Source organism: Maribellus sediminis (assembly GCF_011799805.1).
GTDB lineage: Bacteria > Bacteroidota > Bacteroidia > Bacteroidales > Prolixibacteraceae > Draconibacterium > Draconibacterium sediminis_A.
This window is the reverse complement of record NZ_WXUB01000001.1, coordinates 685,261-700,629: the sequence shown is the minus strand read 5'-3', so window position 1 is coordinate 700,629 and position 15,369 is coordinate 685,261. Positions and strand designations below refer to the sequence as shown.

Here is a 15,369-nt window from a genome sequence, read left to right as displayed (position 1 = left end):
CCATGCTTAGTTTATGTAAGGTTTCAAATGGTGTTGAATTGAATGTTGTCTGGGTTACATTTTTGTTGTTTAGGTTACCGAATCCTGTTTTGAATTGCGCATCTGAGTAGGCAAAATTCCATAAACTTCACTAAAGATCTGGGTGAAGTAAGCAGCATTGCCAAAGCCGCAACTGTATGCTATTTCTGCTATTTGAAGATCGGTAGAGACGATTAAGTTCCGTGATTTTTCAAGTCGGTAGGCTCGTATCATCAACGAAGGTACTATTCCGGTTAGCGCTTTTAACTTCCTGAAGAGTTGCACGCGGCTGACGCCAATATTCTCGCAGAGTTGTTTTGTGTTGTAGTTTTCATCCGAATAATTCTTTTCCAAATCATCTTTTATCTTCTTCAAAAAAATCTCGTCAAGCGAAGTTCCCTTTCCGCTTTCAATTAATTCGGGAATATAATATTCATACCTCGTCTTTAGTTTCCGCCGGACATCAACCAGGTTTTCAAGTCTTACTCGTAATTCCTTTTTATTAAACGGTTTCACCATATAAGCATCGGCACCTTTTGACAATCCCGACAGTTTAGATTGCTCGTCGGCTTTTGCGGTTAAAAGAAGCACCGGAATATGGCTTGTTCTCAAATCATTTTTTAACCGATCGGTGACTTCAAAGCCATTCATTTCAGGCATCATCACATCGGAAATAATAATATCAGGAATGTGTTCGATCGCTTTGTCGATGCCTTCTTTTCCGTTACCTGCGACTAATATTTCAAATTCATCGCTTAGCAATTTTAACAGGAATTGTACTAAATCCAGGTTGTCTTCAATAATCAGCAAAACCGGCAGTTCTTTTTTGCTTTTCGATTCAGTTGAATTTTCATCGATGTTCCGATAACTGGTAACTGCTTTTTTGAGGGGAACCTTAAGCGGGGATGCTTCATTAGTTATCGGGATTTGAATTGTAAATTCCGTACCCTTGTTTATTTCGCTTTTTACAAAAATATCGCCCCCCATTAAATGTATATATTCTTTTACAATGGCCAGCCCAATTCCTGTTCCTCCTGTTAATCCCGATACGGATTTTTCAACCTGAAAGAAACGATCAAATATTCTGTTTGCAAGTTCAGAAGGAATACCGGAACCTGTATCTTTTATCTTAATAATTAGAACATTGCTTTCCTTTTCCTGCGAAATAAGAATATAAACATCTCCGTTTTCGGTGTTTTTTAATGCATTGTCAAGCAGGTTTGTTAGAATTGATTCCACCTTTTCAGGATCGAAATCCATGACTATCTCAGAAACATCGAACAACTTATGAATACGTGTATTTTTTTGTTGTGAGATACTTTCAAATGAAGCGATCACATAATTAACCGATTCGATTATGTTTCCGTTGATTTTATTGAGTTCAATTGTTCCGGAGTCCAGTTTTGCCAGGTCAAGCAATTGATTGACCAGATTCAGTAGTTTCTCACCATTTCTTGAAATTAAGGAAAGATCTTCTTTTTGTTTGCTATTTAAGTGATCGTTTAAAATTTCTGTTATTCCCAATATAACGGTAATTGGAGTGCGAAATTCATGGGTAATATTGGTATACAGGTTTGTTTTTGCCCTATCGAGTTCCTGTAGTTTTTTTACCATATACTCCTGTATCCTAATTCTTTCTTTTACAACGTCGGCAACAAACAGGGTCGTTAAACCACAAAGAAAAACTGAAAATACGATAAACAATAAAAGGTTTATATTGGATGGCATTTGCGGTTCAATTTTTAAAAAGGGCTGCAAAATACCGGCAACGATTACGGATAAGGAATAAAGGAGAAAAAGGATTATTGACCATTTTATGCGTTCGAAATGAATAGAAAAAATTGTAGCAGCCAATCCGCTAAGTACTATCCCGCCGGAATAAGGAATGCCGCCCAGAAGCACTATAAATACAGCAGTATGAAGAATAATTACTATCAGTTCTATAAAAAAAACGACGTCGATATTTTTTGTTATTTTGACAAAACTGAAAAACAGGAAATAGGTCATTAGCATCGACATCCCGTAATAAAAAAATAGAAGCTGACCTAATATCAAAACTGAAATGGCTACAATGAGGGTGTAGATCATAAACACGAAAGAAGCAAATAACAGAACTGATTTTCTTTTTCTGTGTTTGTCATCTTCATACGTTCCCAGAAAAAAAATCTCAAGCCAGGTAATATAATCATTAAACCGGAATGACATTTGGAATACGATTAGTTAACTCATTCGTTTACAAAGCTTTTATTCTATCTAAGTTACGAAATACGAGCCAGATTAATAACCAATATTCCTCTGTTTTCTTATTCGGACGGTATAATTGTCACCTAAATTTCTATACCATTTTTGACTTTGGGTCGGTTCAATGTGCCTTCCCGTTCCCATTAACCTGCAGGTGATTTTGAAACTCCCTCGGACTTTCGCCAAATTCATCCTTGAACAGCTGACTGAAAGTGGAAAGGCTTTTCATCCCCACCTCGTAACCTACTTCGGTGATGTTCATGTCGGTGGTTTGCAGGAGTTCTTTGGCGCGTTTCATACGTTGGCGGCGAATGTAGCGGGCTGCGGAATCGTTGGTCAGAGCTCGGAACTTTCGGTACAATTGCGACTTGCTCATGGCCATGTCTTCGCACAGTTTATGAATATCGTAATGCTCATCGCAAAGGTTGTTGTTAATGGATTCGTTCAGCCGCTTAAAAAAAACATCTTCTTTTTGAATGACCGGGTCGGACGAGCATTCGGATCCATTACCATTTTTGTAGCATTCAAACAGCCGTTTTCGCAAATCCAGCAAATTCTGCATACGAACCATTAACTCTTGCTGGTTAAAGGGTTTTACCACAAACGCATCGGCACCTTGTTCCAGGCCTTCAATTCGCGAAGGAATATCAGCTTTTGCGGTAAGTAGAATAATCGGTATATGGCTGGTGCGGTAGTCGTCTTTCAGTTTTTTGCAGAGTTCGAAACCATCCATGCCCGGCATCATTACATCACTGATAATGATATCAGGAACATCTTCCAGGGCACGTTTATGTCCCTCCAATCCATCCTGAGCCACCGTAATTTTAAAATGCGTCTCGTAACACGCTTTCATATAGGCAATAACATCAGCGTTGTCCTCAACAATCAGCAAATGTTTTGGCGAGCCGTTTTGAGTTTCTGAAACACTATTGGTAAGCTGCTTTGCTTCCAATTCGGCTTCAAATGCAGGATTTTTTTCAATTTCCGCCTTTTCGTGTTCATGCCTTATCGGAAGTTGTACGGTAAAAACAGTTTCCTCCTCAGGCACACTTTTCACATTAATGGTTCCGTCCATCAGGTTCACCAGTTCGCGCGTTAATGAAAGACCAATTCCGGCGCCTCCTTCTTTACGGGTGTTCTTTCCATCTACCTGGTAAAAGCGATCAAATATCTGTTCCATTTTTTCGCCGGGGATACCAATTCCGGTATCGCGCACTTCAATATAAAGTGAATCTGACTTCCTGAAGACCTTCAGTTGAACATTCCCTCCCTCGTTTGTGAATTTGATCGCATTATTCAACAGGTTACTTACAACCGCCGCCGTTTTTTCAGGATCGAAATCAAGCTCATATGACTGGCTCTCGGAGAAAAATGACATATTGATGCGCTTACCCTCGGCATAAAATTCCTGCAATTGAAAAATGTATTTCAGAAATGGGATAATATTGGCGTGAATCCTGTTTATCGAAATTTTGCCCGACTCCAACTTGCTTAAATCAAGCATCTGATCGACCAATTGCAACAGGTTTTTACCGTTTCGGATAATCGTATCCATTTTCGCTTCAATGTGGTTCTGCTGTCCGTATTTCACAGCATCAGCCAACCCCAGGATAACGGTGAGCGGTGTGCGAAATTCGTGTGTAATGTTGGTGTATAACCTGGTTTTGGCGTCATTTAATTCTTTTTGCCGTTGTGTTTCACGCTGCTCCATTTTCGAATATAAATTGACGGCATACAAGCTAAAAAAGAAAATATAGCCAGTGATCAAGACCAGATTGAATCCAAGGAAAATGGTATTTTGGTGTTGATTGAGCGCATAACGCGTGGGGAAGTAAGGCTCTAACACCACCAAAAGCGTTACGGCAATAACAAAGGAAAATGCTACCGCAAAAATCCTACGAAAATCACGCATGATTACCGAACTGGTTACTGCCTGAATTGTAAGTAAAAAAAGACCTCCACTGGTCAATATCCCTCCCATGCGAACGATATAAACTGACGAAATGATGATCATCGAAATTTTGAAAAGGAAGATGATTTTAAGCATCTGTTTTGAGCGCTTCATGATGTTACCCGCAACCATCATAAAAGGAATATAAACCAAACTGAATTCGGCCATCATTTTGGCTCCCAGAATCCAGGCAACCATCAACATCAGCGATAATCCGCTTAGCGCAAAAATGCCCTGCATCCTCATGTACTTTTGGACCAGTTCTTCTCTGGGTGTCAGATTTTTTGTATCGATTTTACGTTCTAGCCTCTTGTCCAGGCGATCGAAAAAAAGGGGAACAGATTCCATGACTTTTGGTTTTTATTGGATGATTCCGCATACTGCGGAATACGTTATTTTACTGCAAAAGTTTGAAGTTTTGCGAACACCGACTTTCCCGATCTTCCCAAATAGTTGCCGCTTTTTCCCGCAACCTGTATACCAAAAAAGTTGACAAAGTAGCTGAAGAATATAAAATTGTACTTTTTCAAAACAGCAGATGTAGCTATCTTGAGCACCTAAACCAACTAAAATGAAAAGTCTAATTTTATTACTCCTTTTATTTATCAGTGCTCCATTCGTACAGGCACAACAATACAAAAGCGATTGGGAATCCATCGATAGCAGGCCTATCCCACAGTGGTTCGAAGATGCCAAGTTTGGAATTTTTATACATTGGGGACTATACTCGGTTCCGGCCTGGGCACCTGCCGATGCCGACATTGGAATTTATGCAAAATATGCTGAATGGTACTGGTGGCGGATCAACGAAGAAAGTAAAGCCGGCCGTTTGTTCCGCGACTACCATGATAAAATGTACGGAGCTGATTTTAAATACCAGGATTTTGCGCCCATGTTTAAGGCGCAACATTGGGATCCGGCACAATGGGCCAGCATTTTTAAAGATGCCGGTGCCAAATACGTGGTGCTTACTTCGAAACATCACGAAGGATTTACCTTGTGGCCCAGCGAACAAAGCTGGAACTGGAACAGTGTTGACATTGGACCACACCGCGACCTTTGCGGCGACCTCAGCACTGCCGTAAAAGATGCCGGTCTGCACATGGGATTCTACTATTCTTTGTACGAATGGTACAACCCTCTGTATAAAAATAACCTCGAAAAATATGTTGACGATCACATGATCCCGCAAATGAAGGACCTGGTAACGCGCTACGAACCCGATATTTTGTGGACCGATGGAGAATGGGATCATCCAAGTGAAAAATGGAAAAGTACCGAGTTCCTGGCCTGGTTGTATAACGAATCTCCGGTGAAAGAACGCGTTTGTGTTAACGATCGCTGGGGCTCCAAGACACGTGGAAAACACGGAGGATTTTTCACTACCGAATATGATCTGGTGCACGATGGAGCCGGTGGAGAAATGGAAAAAGCATGGGAAGAATGTCGCGGAATTGGAACTTCGTTCGGTTATAATCAAATTGAAGACCTCGATAATTACCAAAGCTCGGATGCGCTGATTGATATGCTTATCGAAAAAGTAGCCGGAGGCGGTAACCTGCTGCTTGATGTCGGGCCAACTTCCGACGGTAGAATCCCGGTAATTCAGCAACAGCGACTGGCAGATATCGGGTCTTGGCTGGCTGTTAATGGCGAAGCTATTTACGAAACCAGGAAATGGGACGGCGCCAAAAACAATCAAACTGAAAATATCTTTTTCACCCGGAACGACGATTATTTGTATGTCCACTGTACCAAATTTCCAACTGAGCCCATTAATTTGAAAGGCGTGAAAGCAACAGCAGTCAGCATGTTGGGATATAGTGGCAAAATTTCCTTTAAAACATCGGGGAACTCCACAAAAATAGTGGTGCCACAAATCTCTCCAGCCGACAATCCGGGTGAATTTGCCTGGGTATTCAAAGTTAAATTGTGAATTAAGAATATTAAATTAAGAACGAAAACATACTTAAAACTAAGATCATGACCAAAGCATATGAATTTCTGAAGTCGCATAAAATGACAGCAGAAGACGTAAATATGAAAGAAGTGGTGAATGCCTTTTTATCAGAAATGGCAAAAGGATTGGCCGGACAGGAAAGCTCACTGCTGATGCTACCAACCTATATTGAGGCTGACGGAGAAGTAAAAGCGAACGACCCGGTGGTAGCGATTGATGCCGGGGGAACCAATTTCAGGGCTGCCAAAGTTTATTTCGACGATAACCTGAAACTGGTTACCGAAAACATCCAAAAAGGTAAAATGCCCGGTGTTGATGAAGAACTTTCGAAAGCAGATTTTTTTGATACCCTCGCCGGCTACATGAGCGACTATAAAAAAGTGTCGGATAAACTCGGCTTCTGCTTCTCGTATGCCGCCGAGATTTTTCCAAATAAAGATGGAAAACTGCTGGAGTGGAGCAAGGAAATCAAAGCTCCTGAAGTGATCGGACGGATGATCGGTAAAGAATTGCTTGCAGCTATGGGAACGCCGGAGAAGCAACTGGTTTTGATGAACGACACCGTATCTACTTTGCTGGCCGGGAAAGCTGCACGCGCTATAAAAACCTATGATACTTACATCGGATTTATACTTGGAACAGGCACCAACACCAGTTACATTGAAGCCAATTGTAACATTACAAAAACCGACGGTCTAAATATGGAGGGTAGTCAGATCATCAACATAGAATCGGGAGCATTTACACTGGCACCACGCACCGATATCGATCTGGCATTCGACAATACCACCAAGAATCCCGGACGTTATGCTTTTGAAAAAATGTTTTCGGGTGGTTATTTTGGAGGATTGTGCACTGAAGCTTTGAAAACAGCAGCAAAAGCTGGCGTTTTTGCCGAACCGTCTGCATTTGAAAACATGGAAGAACTTAGCACCGAACAGGTGAATAATTACGTACATGGAATTGAGGCTGCCAAAAGCGTACTTCCCGGAGTATTTACTCATGAGTCGGACAAGCTGATTGCGGCAGAAATTATCGACGGATTGATTGAACGCGCCGCCAAACTGGTAGCTGCTAACCTTGCCGCCGTAATTTTACAAACCGGAAAAGCGAAATTGCATGAAAAGCCGGTGTTGATGACCATTGAAGGAACAACCTTTTATAAGCTTCACAATTTCAGAACACTATTTGAGAACTACCTGAACGACTTTCTTTCGGGAGAAAACAAACGCTATTACGAAATAGTGGAAGTGGAAAATTCAAGTCTGCTGGGTGCAGCTATTGCTGCGATTGTGAATTAAAGAAAAACCTAAGATAAAATAGAAATGCCCGGGAAAACGATATTACCGGGCATTTTCATTTAAAAGCTCATTTTCAAGGCTCTCGATTTCTTTCAATCCCTTTAAACGGCCAAATTTAGGATAACCTGGATTTGCGTTCAATCCTTCATCATCGGGACCTTTAATTCCGTGATCGGGGCGCATTGGAATTCGGGCTGAACGCAGCTTCATCTCCTGCAGAAATACATTCACCAGTGCTTTCATATCAACCGATCCGTTGATGTGTCCCGATTCGTAAAAGCTTCCGTCGGGCAGTAAGCGGGTGTTTCGCAAGTGGGCAAAATGAATCCGATCAGCATATTTTTTTGCCATTTCAACCAGGTTGTTATCCGCTCGGGCAGAAAAGGAACCGGCGCAAAATGCAATACCGTTGTTAAGCGATGGATTGGTATTGGCCAACCATTTCATATCTGATTCAGTTCCGAAGATGCGTGGTAACCCTAAAACAGAAAATGGCGGATCGTCGGGGTGAATGGCCAGATTGATGCCAACCTCCTCAGCAGCAGGAATCACCTCATTTAAAAAATAAGCGAGATGTTCACGAAGTTTTTGATCATCGATATTTTGATAGCGCTGCAAGTGATTCAGAAACTCCTTTTTGTAATCTTCAATACCTGGATCGATCACACCATCGATAAAACCCTGAGTGACAACAATGATGTTGTGCGCCAGTTTTTCATCCTCTTCAGGTGTCATTTTCTCGAAAACAGCTTTTGCAGCCTCTAACAATTCTGGCGAGTAATCTTTTTTGGCTCCGGGACGCTTCAAAATGAAAACGTCAAACGCAGCAAAAGTGGGGTAATCGAACAGCATCGATTCACCGAGTCCGGGAATCTGGTAATGCAAATCGGTACGTGCCCAATCGAGCACCGGCATAAAATTATAAACAACCGTTTTTATGCCACAAGCCGCTAAATTGCGTAACGATATTTTGTAGTTGTGAATGTGCTGATCGCGCAAACCGGACGCTGTTTTGATGGCTTCGGTAACCGGCAGACTTTCCACAACCGACCAGCCTAAACCGGCGGCTTCAAGCTTTGATTTTACTTTAAGAATTTCTTCTTCGGGCCAAACTTCACCATTTGGAATATGGTGTAAAGCTGTTACTACTTCTTCAATGCCGTTCTGCTTTAACCACTCCAGCGACACCGAGTCCTTTTCACCAAACCACCGCCACGATTTTATCAGTTTCATCGATTAAAATTTCAAGTTGAAAATTGCCGCTTTATATGCCTGAGAACGAACTAAAGCCACCATCAACAGGAATAATGGTGCCGGTAACAAAACTGGCCGCATCCGACGACAGGTAGTGCACCGCCCCGTTCAGTTCATCAATACTTCCGAAACGGCCCATTGGGGTTTTGGCAATTACCTTTTTACTGCGTTCGGTCAAAGACCCGTCTTCATTCAGCAATACTTTTTGATTTTGAGTGCTGATGAAAAAACCTGGAGCAATGGCGTTTACCCGAACCTTTTCACTGAATTTTGTAGCCATTTCCATAGCCAGCCATTTGGTGAATATCTCGACACCCGATTTAGCTACAGAATAGCCGGGAACCCTTGTGATCGATGACATGGTAGCCATACTCGAGATATTTATAATGGAGCCGCTTTTTTGTTCGCCCATCACCTCGCCAAATACCAGCGAAGGATAAACCGTACCGTTCAGGTTGAGATCAGTAACTTTATTGAAATCCTTGATTTTCATGTCGAATACCGTTTGATCCTCCGTAAGCGTGGCACCCGGAAGGTTTCCTCCAGCTGTATTCACCAATATATCAATCCGGCCCCATTCCTTCAGAATAGTTTCACGGGCTTGTTTCAGCTCTTCAACATTTAAAACATCAACAACGAGTCCCATTCCAATTCCACCGGCTTTTTCAATCTTCCCGAGTCGGAGATCCACATTTTCCTGGGTACGTCCAACTACGGCAACTTTTACTCCCTCGTTGGCAAGGTATTTCGAAATGCTGCCACCCAGTGTTCCCGAGCCACCTGTTACAACGGCCACTTTTCCTCGAATATCGAATAATGACATGATTATTTTTTTAAGATTACAAATATGACGTTTTTACTGCCCTCTTTGTTCTAGGATCAACTCATATCGGAAAAATTTCTCATTCACTTAATTCGAATACACGTCCGCTAAGAATTTCGAACAAAAATATCCGACGAAAACTGCTTTGAATAAGTTCATTCAGAATCGGATTTTGCTTCCTGAAGTTTCTTGTATTTTGAATATGATCACAGTTTATCACCAACCAGTATTCATCAAATTGATGACGGCGGTAAAGCGGAAGTTTTTGTTCTTTTTTATCGATTGCCACTTTGATATCCTTAATAATATCCGGCGGAGGATATGCGGAATTCACCGATTCCCAGACCGATACTACAAACTGTGGATGATGAATAAGCGCGAGCTTTTCTATACCGGTCGGCAGCTGCGTTCTTTCCAAATTTACACTGAAAAAGCTCCGTTCTTTTCTTGACTTTACGGCATTGCGAACAACGTTTGCCAATCGCGCGGAAACCGCCAGTTCACTTTCGGCACTAATCGGGTGTTCATCCGAAAACAGAACTTTCACCAGTAATTTGTGATGGTCACTGCGTTCGTAAAGTTCCTGCGACAGTTGCAGAATCCTATTTTGGGTTTCATCAGGAGAAACTGGAGAATGAAGCTTGGTCAGTTCTATTCCCAGGCGCCTTTTCGATGGAGCCTTAACCATGAAATCGGGAGATTCCGCCGGCACGATCCTACCTTTCGGGAAAGCGTCATAACACTCCCTGAAATAGTTGATCAGTAAAACCTCCAGTTGTTTTTTTCATCCTGCATTTTAAACGCAGCATCAGTTAGCGGGTGTTGTTGATTCCATTTTTTCGAACAGATCATTTACAATCCCGTCACGGTCGAAATCATCCCAATAAATGATTGTGTGCGGATTTTCGGGCTGATCTTCCCAGGCATGGCCAACCAGTTTCGGGGCCGGAATTTCATGTTTTGTTCCCCATTCCGGATTTTTCAGAACGGCCAGCACTACCATGTCGAACAAGGCCCTTGATGGCGGATAGCCGTGCATGCTGGTATGATCGAACAGATCTTTTGAATAATCGCCAAAGCGGTTAAAAGTACCGCCGTGCCTGCCTGTGATCGTATTTTTCGAAACCGGTCCTTTACCGGCCAGATGTTCAGCCACCTCATCCGGAGTTACCCGAACGGCATCGGTGGCAGTTGGCTGCCCGTAACGCACTGTTACCATTTCGAACTCAACACCCGATTCAATCACCGGATTAACCGCCGAATTATCGTTTACCAGGTTGTATTCGCCCGGCGACGGATAGTTGCCTCCCAGCCAAACAACCTTGATTTTATCAACAATTTTAGGCTCCTTCAGGATAGCCAAAGCAATGTTGGTTAGTTTACCGATTGGTGCCAGCACAAGTTTCCCTTTCTCGGTTTTCATGGCTTCGGAAATAATAAAATCCACAGCCGCTTGTCCATCGAAACCTTCTTCCTGTATATGTGAGGCAATTTGTTCGTAATCTTCATCGGCACCAAGAAACAGTGGGACCTGATCCTGAAGATCGAACAACTGAATAATTCGTAGTGCTTCGTCGTATTGCCCCTGGATTCCGAAACCATTATCGGTATTGTTTACCGTCACTCCTCTGACATCAAAAACTTCGGGATTTAAAAAAGCATATGCCAGCGCATGCTGATCATCCAACTCATTATTTGCGTCGGTATCGATGATTATCCTGATCTTTTGGCTTTTGTGCTGGTTACAGGCTCCCAAAAAGATTACAAGCAATACGAGCAAAAAGTATGTCTTCTTCATATTTTGATTTTTATTTTCCGGGCGCTCCAAAATTTTTCGAGGCATTATCTAAAATTAGCACATAATCCTCACCTCGTCCGGATGTTTCCGGTTTAAATGATTTTATCTGATTTGTATTGATCTTGCCTATTTTGCTGACATCTCCAGTCCGGCAATTATACCACCATGCTTTGGCTTTTGGCCACTCGCACTGCTGAAGGTCGAGCGAAGCCGCCAGACCGGTCGGGATATAAACCATTACATAATCTTCGCCACGGGTGGCCACAATGTAATCAGTTTCCGGAACCGATTCATTTTTAACAATTTGAGGAAAAGGCATCCTATCAGTAAAAGGTCTGGATTCCATCAGTTTTCGAGCATGAATCATGTCCCAGGCGCCGGGCAGATCTATATCGTCATACCAGTTGTTTCGTGCAAAACCAACCGGATCGCGATCGGGTGTAAGCATTTGCCAAATGGCGTGACAGCCATACGTATGGCCAAAACCTCCTGAAAATAAATCCCAGTAACAGGCTTGCCTTACATCGGCATCATCGAACCATCCCAGTTCTTCCGGCTTCCAGCCATGTGGATGATCTTCGTAGCGTGGTTCGCCATCGAATACAGGTTTTACGGGTGTTTTTTGATAATCGGGAACCATCATTCGTTGGTAAATAGCATACGATCGCTGGCCGTGTCCGGTTTGCATCATATTAAAATCGAGCCAGTCTGAATTGTGAAACCACATTGATGAACTGTTCTCACCCATCGGATGAAAGGTCATCAGATGATTTTTATCGACAGACTTTATGCCCTCTGCCAGCGCATTCCAAATGGGAAAGTTATCTCCGCCGCCACTTCTGTCGCCACCATTTATCCAGATAATATTCCTGAAATTTTTGTACCTGTTACCTACAATCTCTCCATACTTTCTGGCATTTTCAGCATTAAAAATAACAGGGCCTACACCCCACTTTTTATCCACTTTATCGCCCCATGTTGGCAATAATCCAACAAACAATCCCTTTTCTTCCGCCTTACGGATCACCCAATCAACATGCTTAAAATAAGCTTCATTGATTTTGGTTGGATCATTATCGACAAGTGGCTTTTCGCCTTCCATATTCGGAGTGTTCAAGCCGTCGAGTTCGGCCAGAATAACGGCCTGGATAACAGTAAATCCCTTTGCTCTTCTGTTTTCGAGGTATTTTTCAGCATCTTCCTTCGATAAGCGATGAAATAGCTCCCAGGCAGTATCACCCAAGTAAAAGAACGGTGATCCGTCGTCGAATACCAGGAAGCGGCGATTCTCGGATACCTGCAATTTCCCGTGAGAAAAATCTACTGATTTTCCCTTCCAGACGGTTTCCTGCCCAAATACCAAAGAATTCGGTAAAAGCAGCATCAACAATATTAACGTTAAAAATAATCTTCGCATGTTGGTTCAGATAAGTTGGTACAATTTGTCGATTAAAGATAATAATATTCCGTTCAGCCCTGAGAATAAAACCGTATAAGCTGGAACGGTCCATTTTTTCAGTATCTTTTTAAAATTATTTTCAACCAAAACCCGTAACAACTGTTAGATTGATAAAAATTAGAAATTATGTATAACGGATTATTACACGCACACAGTGGTTTCCGCTGGTTAGTTTTAATTGCACTGGTAGTTGCTATTGTTATCTCCCTCGCAGGATGGATAAAAAGAAGCGAATGGACTAAGTCGGGAAAAATATCAGGTCTTGTTCTTACGATATTAATGGATATTCAGTTTTTGATCGGCCTGGTGCTTTATGTATTCCTTAGCCCGATGACCAAAGCCGCGTTTAACGATTTTGGTGCTGCCATGAAAAACGAGACGCTGCGTTTTTATGCAGTGGAACACATACTGATAATGGTGATTGCGCTGGCCCTGGTTCACATTGGTAAATCGCGAACGAAGAAAGATCTGCCGGGCTGGAAGAAACACCGGAGTTCCTTTATTTTTTATGGTATTTCGTTGTTGGTTATCCTGATGGCCATTCCATGGGACCGGGCAATGTTTTAGAAAAAAAGGCTGCAGAAAAATTCCACAACCTTTTCTAAGTTTGGTTTAGACAGCGTTTCTTAGTACGCCACTTCGCTTTGTTTTCTTACAGAATAAATATCGTCGATCAGGTGCTGGTATTTCACAGCCACCATATTTCTGCGTAGTTTTAATGTTGGAGACAATTCGCCCGATGCCGGCGACCACTCTTCACAAACCAGCCGGATGCGGTTGATCTGTTCGTGGCTTCCCAGTGTTTTGTTTATTTTTGAAACTTCCTTCTGAATAAGTGAAACCACTTCCGGAAGCTGTATCAATGCTTTGTTGTCTTCGTAATGCAGTTTATGCTGCGCTGCCCAATCATGAAGCAAGGGGAAGTTTGGTGAAATAAGCGCACTTGCAAATTTTTCGTTGGCACCAATAACCATTACCTGTTCAATCAGGTTCGAAGCTTTCAGCTTGTTCTCGATCATTTGCGGTGCAATGTATTTACCACCCGACAACTTGAAAATCTCTTTTTTACGATCAGTGATCTTCAGGTATTTGCCTTCCTCCATAATTCCGATATCGCCGGTATGGAACCAGCCATTCTCATCAATCACTTCGTCGGTCAGTTCAGGTGCTTTGTAATAGCCTTTCATAACACCCGGACCCTTACAAAGGATTTCACCGTCGTTGGCTATTTTTACTTCCACTCCATCGAGAATTGGTCCTACTGTTCCAATTTTCATCTCATTTTTAGCCGGATTATTTACCGCAATCACAGGTGAGGTTTCAGTAAGTCCGTAACCCTCGAGGTTATACATTCCGGCCATTCCTAAAACACGGGCAATTCGGGGTTGCAGTGCGGCACCGCCAGAAACCACATAAACAATGTTACCGCCAAGCGCTTCGCGCCATTTCGAGTAGATCAGTTTATCGGCAATTTTTATTTTGAGGCTTAGGATCGGGCCATATTTTTTGTTGTATTCAAAATGCTGTGTAAGGTCGAGAGCCCAGAAATACAGAGCCTTTTTAATTCCGCTGAGTTCCTTCCCTTTAGCAACAAAACCATCGTATACTTTTTCGAGTAAACGCGGAACCGAATTAAACATGTGCGGTTTTATCTCCCTAATCGCACCAACAATCTGCGACAGGTTACCGACATAATAAACTCCCATTCCCTTGTATTGAAAATGGTAATTTACGCTTCGTTCGTAAACATGACACAACGGGAGAAAACTGATTACACGATGGTCTTTTCCAAGGTGGTGCATGGCTGCGTGTGACACAAAGTTTGAAACCAGGTTTTCCTGTGTCAACATCACACCTTTAGGAACACCAGTTGTTCCTGAGGTATATATTAATGTAGCCAGATCGTCAGGCGTAATCGAAGCTTTTATTTCCTCTAATTTATCCGCTAGCTCTCCACTTTTTGATTCACCAAGCTCAAGAACTTCCTGGTAATTCTTTACGCCTTCAACCTCATCAAAAGAATAGACAAAAGGCAACTCGAGTAAATTCGCCAACGGAAGAATTTTCTCATGCAGCTTGGCATCGCCAACCAGAATCATTTTTACTTCGGCGTGCTTCAGAATGTAACGGTATTCTTCTTCTCCCAAAGTTGGATAAATGGGCACATGAACCACACCGGTCATTGCCATTCCCATATCAGCAAAATTCCATTCCGGACGATTGTTGGTTACGGTTGCCACCTTATCGCCTTTCTTTAAACCAAGCGCCATTAAACCCATGGCGAACTGGTGCGATTTCCGGTGGTATTCGGCCGTGGAATAAGTGTACCACTCACTCCCCTTTTTACCTCCTAAAGCATCTTCTCTTGGAAATTCATTTAATGTGCGTTCGAGAATGTCAAAAGTACGGGTAACTGTCTGTGCCATAAATAAATTTTAAAAACGGCGAAAGATAATAGTTTTGTTTTTCCACATTTTAAAAATTTGAATTGGGATATGAAGAACGTCGCTATTTTTAAATATTCTAAATAATTACATATGCCTGTATTACAGAACATTAAAAGG

At 42.3% G+C, this 15,369-nt stretch carries 11 protein-coding genes; 3 read left to right on the top strand and 8 right to left on the bottom strand.

The features are described 5' to 3' along the window. Nucleotides 1-69: 69 nt before the first annotated feature. Complete coding sequence (locus HFD85_RS02640; protein ID WP_167605050.1) at nt 70-2,223, bottom strand: hybrid sensor histidine kinase/response regulator transcription factor; 2,154 nt, start codon at nt 2,221-2,223, stop codon at nt 70-72. A 157-nt stretch (nt 2,224-2,380) separates the two neighbouring features. Next, complete coding sequence (locus tag HFD85_RS02635) at nt 2,381-4,558, bottom strand: hybrid sensor histidine kinase/response regulator transcription factor (protein WP_167605049.1); 2,178 nt, start codon at nt 4,556-4,558, stop codon at nt 2,381-2,383. Nucleotides 4,559-4,781: 223 nt separating this feature from the next. Here HFD85_RS02635 and HFD85_RS02630 point away from each other — a divergent pair, with 223 nt between their 5' ends. Both HFD85_RS02630 and HFD85_RS02625 read left to right on the top strand, forming a co-directional pair. Continuing rightward, nucleotides 4,782-6,146 (top strand): alpha-L-fucosidase, encoded by a 1,365-nt coding sequence (locus tag HFD85_RS02630; protein ID WP_167605048.1) that lies wholly within the window; start codon nt 4,782-4,784, stop codon nt 6,144-6,146. Between the two features lie 47 nt (nt 6,147-6,193). Beyond that, nucleotides 6,194-7,471: a hexokinase family protein gene (locus HFD85_RS02625; protein ID WP_167605047.1), complete on the top strand. Its 1,278-nt coding sequence runs from the start codon at nt 6,194-6,196 to the stop codon at nt 7,469-7,471. A gap of 42 nt (nt 7,472-7,513) precedes the next feature. Here HFD85_RS02625 and uxuA read toward each other — a convergent pair whose 3' ends face one another. The 5 genes from uxuA to HFD85_RS02600 all read right to left on the bottom strand — a co-directional run bounded on the left by uxuA (nt 7,514) and on the right by HFD85_RS02600 (nt 12,763). Then, nucleotides 7,514-8,704 carry a mannonate dehydratase gene (gene uxuA / locus HFD85_RS02620; protein ID WP_206081842.1) on the bottom strand — a complete coding sequence of 397 codons (1,191 nt, stop codon included), beginning with the start codon at nt 8,702-8,704 and terminating at the stop codon, nt 7,514-7,516. 31 nt (nt 8,705-8,735) lie between these two features. Continuing rightward, nucleotides 8,736-9,548, bottom strand: coding sequence for an SDR family oxidoreductase (locus tag HFD85_RS02615; protein WP_206081841.1), 813 nt, complete (start codon nt 9,546-9,548; stop codon nt 8,736-8,738). Nucleotides 9,549-9,627: 79 nt separating this feature from the next. Beyond that, nucleotides 9,628-10,260 carry a hypothetical protein gene (locus HFD85_RS02610; RefSeq protein ID WP_167605046.1) on the bottom strand — a complete coding sequence of 211 codons (633 nt, stop codon included), beginning with the start codon at nt 10,258-10,260 and terminating at the stop codon, nt 9,628-9,630. 96 nt (nt 10,261-10,356) lie between these two features. Next, nucleotides 10,357-11,346: a nucleoside hydrolase gene (locus tag HFD85_RS02605; RefSeq protein ID WP_167605045.1), complete on the bottom strand. Its 990-nt coding sequence runs from the start codon at nt 11,344-11,346 to the stop codon at nt 10,357-10,359. A 10-nt stretch (nt 11,347-11,356) separates the two neighbouring features. After that, nucleotides 11,357-12,763 carry a glycoside hydrolase family 140 protein gene (locus tag HFD85_RS02600; RefSeq protein WP_167605044.1) on the bottom strand — a complete coding sequence of 469 codons (1,407 nt, stop codon included), beginning with the start codon at nt 12,761-12,763 and terminating at the stop codon, nt 11,357-11,359. 168 nt (nt 12,764-12,931) lie between these two features. On the opposite strand from HFD85_RS02600, the gene HFD85_RS02595 reads away from it, so the two are divergent. Next, nucleotides 12,932-13,372, top strand: a complete 441-nt coding sequence (locus HFD85_RS02595; RefSeq protein ID WP_167605043.1) for a cytochrome B — start codon at nt 12,932-12,934, stop codon at nt 13,370-13,372. Nucleotides 13,373-13,431: 59 nt separating this feature from the next. Here HFD85_RS02595 and HFD85_RS02590 read toward each other — a convergent pair whose 3' ends face one another. Continuing rightward, nucleotides 13,432-15,231 (bottom strand): AMP-dependent synthetase/ligase, encoded by a 1,800-nt coding sequence (locus HFD85_RS02590; protein WP_167605042.1) that lies wholly within the window; start codon nt 15,229-15,231, stop codon nt 13,432-13,434. Between the last annotated feature and the right edge of the window lie 138 nt (nt 15,232-15,369).

Bases quoted from the DNA above. Each gene is read 5' to 3' on its own strand.
- HFD85_RS02600 (WP_167605044.1), bottom strand. From the start codon at position 12,763: ATGCGAAGATTATTTTTAACGTTAATATTGTTGATGCTGCTTTTACCG.
- HFD85_RS02590 (WP_167605042.1), bottom strand. From the start codon at position 15,231: ATGGCACAGACAGTTACCCGTACTTTTGACATTCTCGAACGCACATTA.
- uxuA (WP_206081842.1), bottom strand. From the start codon at position 8,704: ATGAAACTGATAAAATCGTGGCGGTGGTTTGGTGAAAAGGACTCGGTG.
- HFD85_RS02615 (WP_206081841.1), bottom strand. From the start codon at position 9,548: ATGTCATTATTCGATATTCGAGGAAAAGTGGCCGTTGTAACAGGTGGC.
- HFD85_RS02640 (WP_167605050.1), bottom strand. From the start codon at position 2,223: ATGTCATTCCGGTTTAATGATTATATTACCTGGCTTGAGATTTTTTTT.
- HFD85_RS02635 (WP_167605049.1), bottom strand. From the start codon at position 4,558: ATGGAATCTGTTCCCCTTTTTTTCGATCGCCTGGACAAGAGGCTAGAA.
- HFD85_RS02625 (WP_167605047.1), top strand. From the start codon at position 6,194: ATGACCAAAGCATATGAATTTCTGAAGTCGCATAAAATGACAGCAGAA.
- HFD85_RS02630 (WP_167605048.1), top strand. From the start codon at position 4,782: ATGAAAAGTCTAATTTTATTACTCCTTTTATTTATCAGTGCTCCATTC.
- HFD85_RS02605 (WP_167605045.1), bottom strand. From the start codon at position 11,346: ATGAAGAAGACATACTTTTTGCTCGTATTGCTTGTAATCTTTTTGGGA.
- HFD85_RS02595 (WP_167605043.1), top strand. From the start codon at position 12,932: ATGTATAACGGATTATTACACGCACACAGTGGTTTCCGCTGGTTAGTT.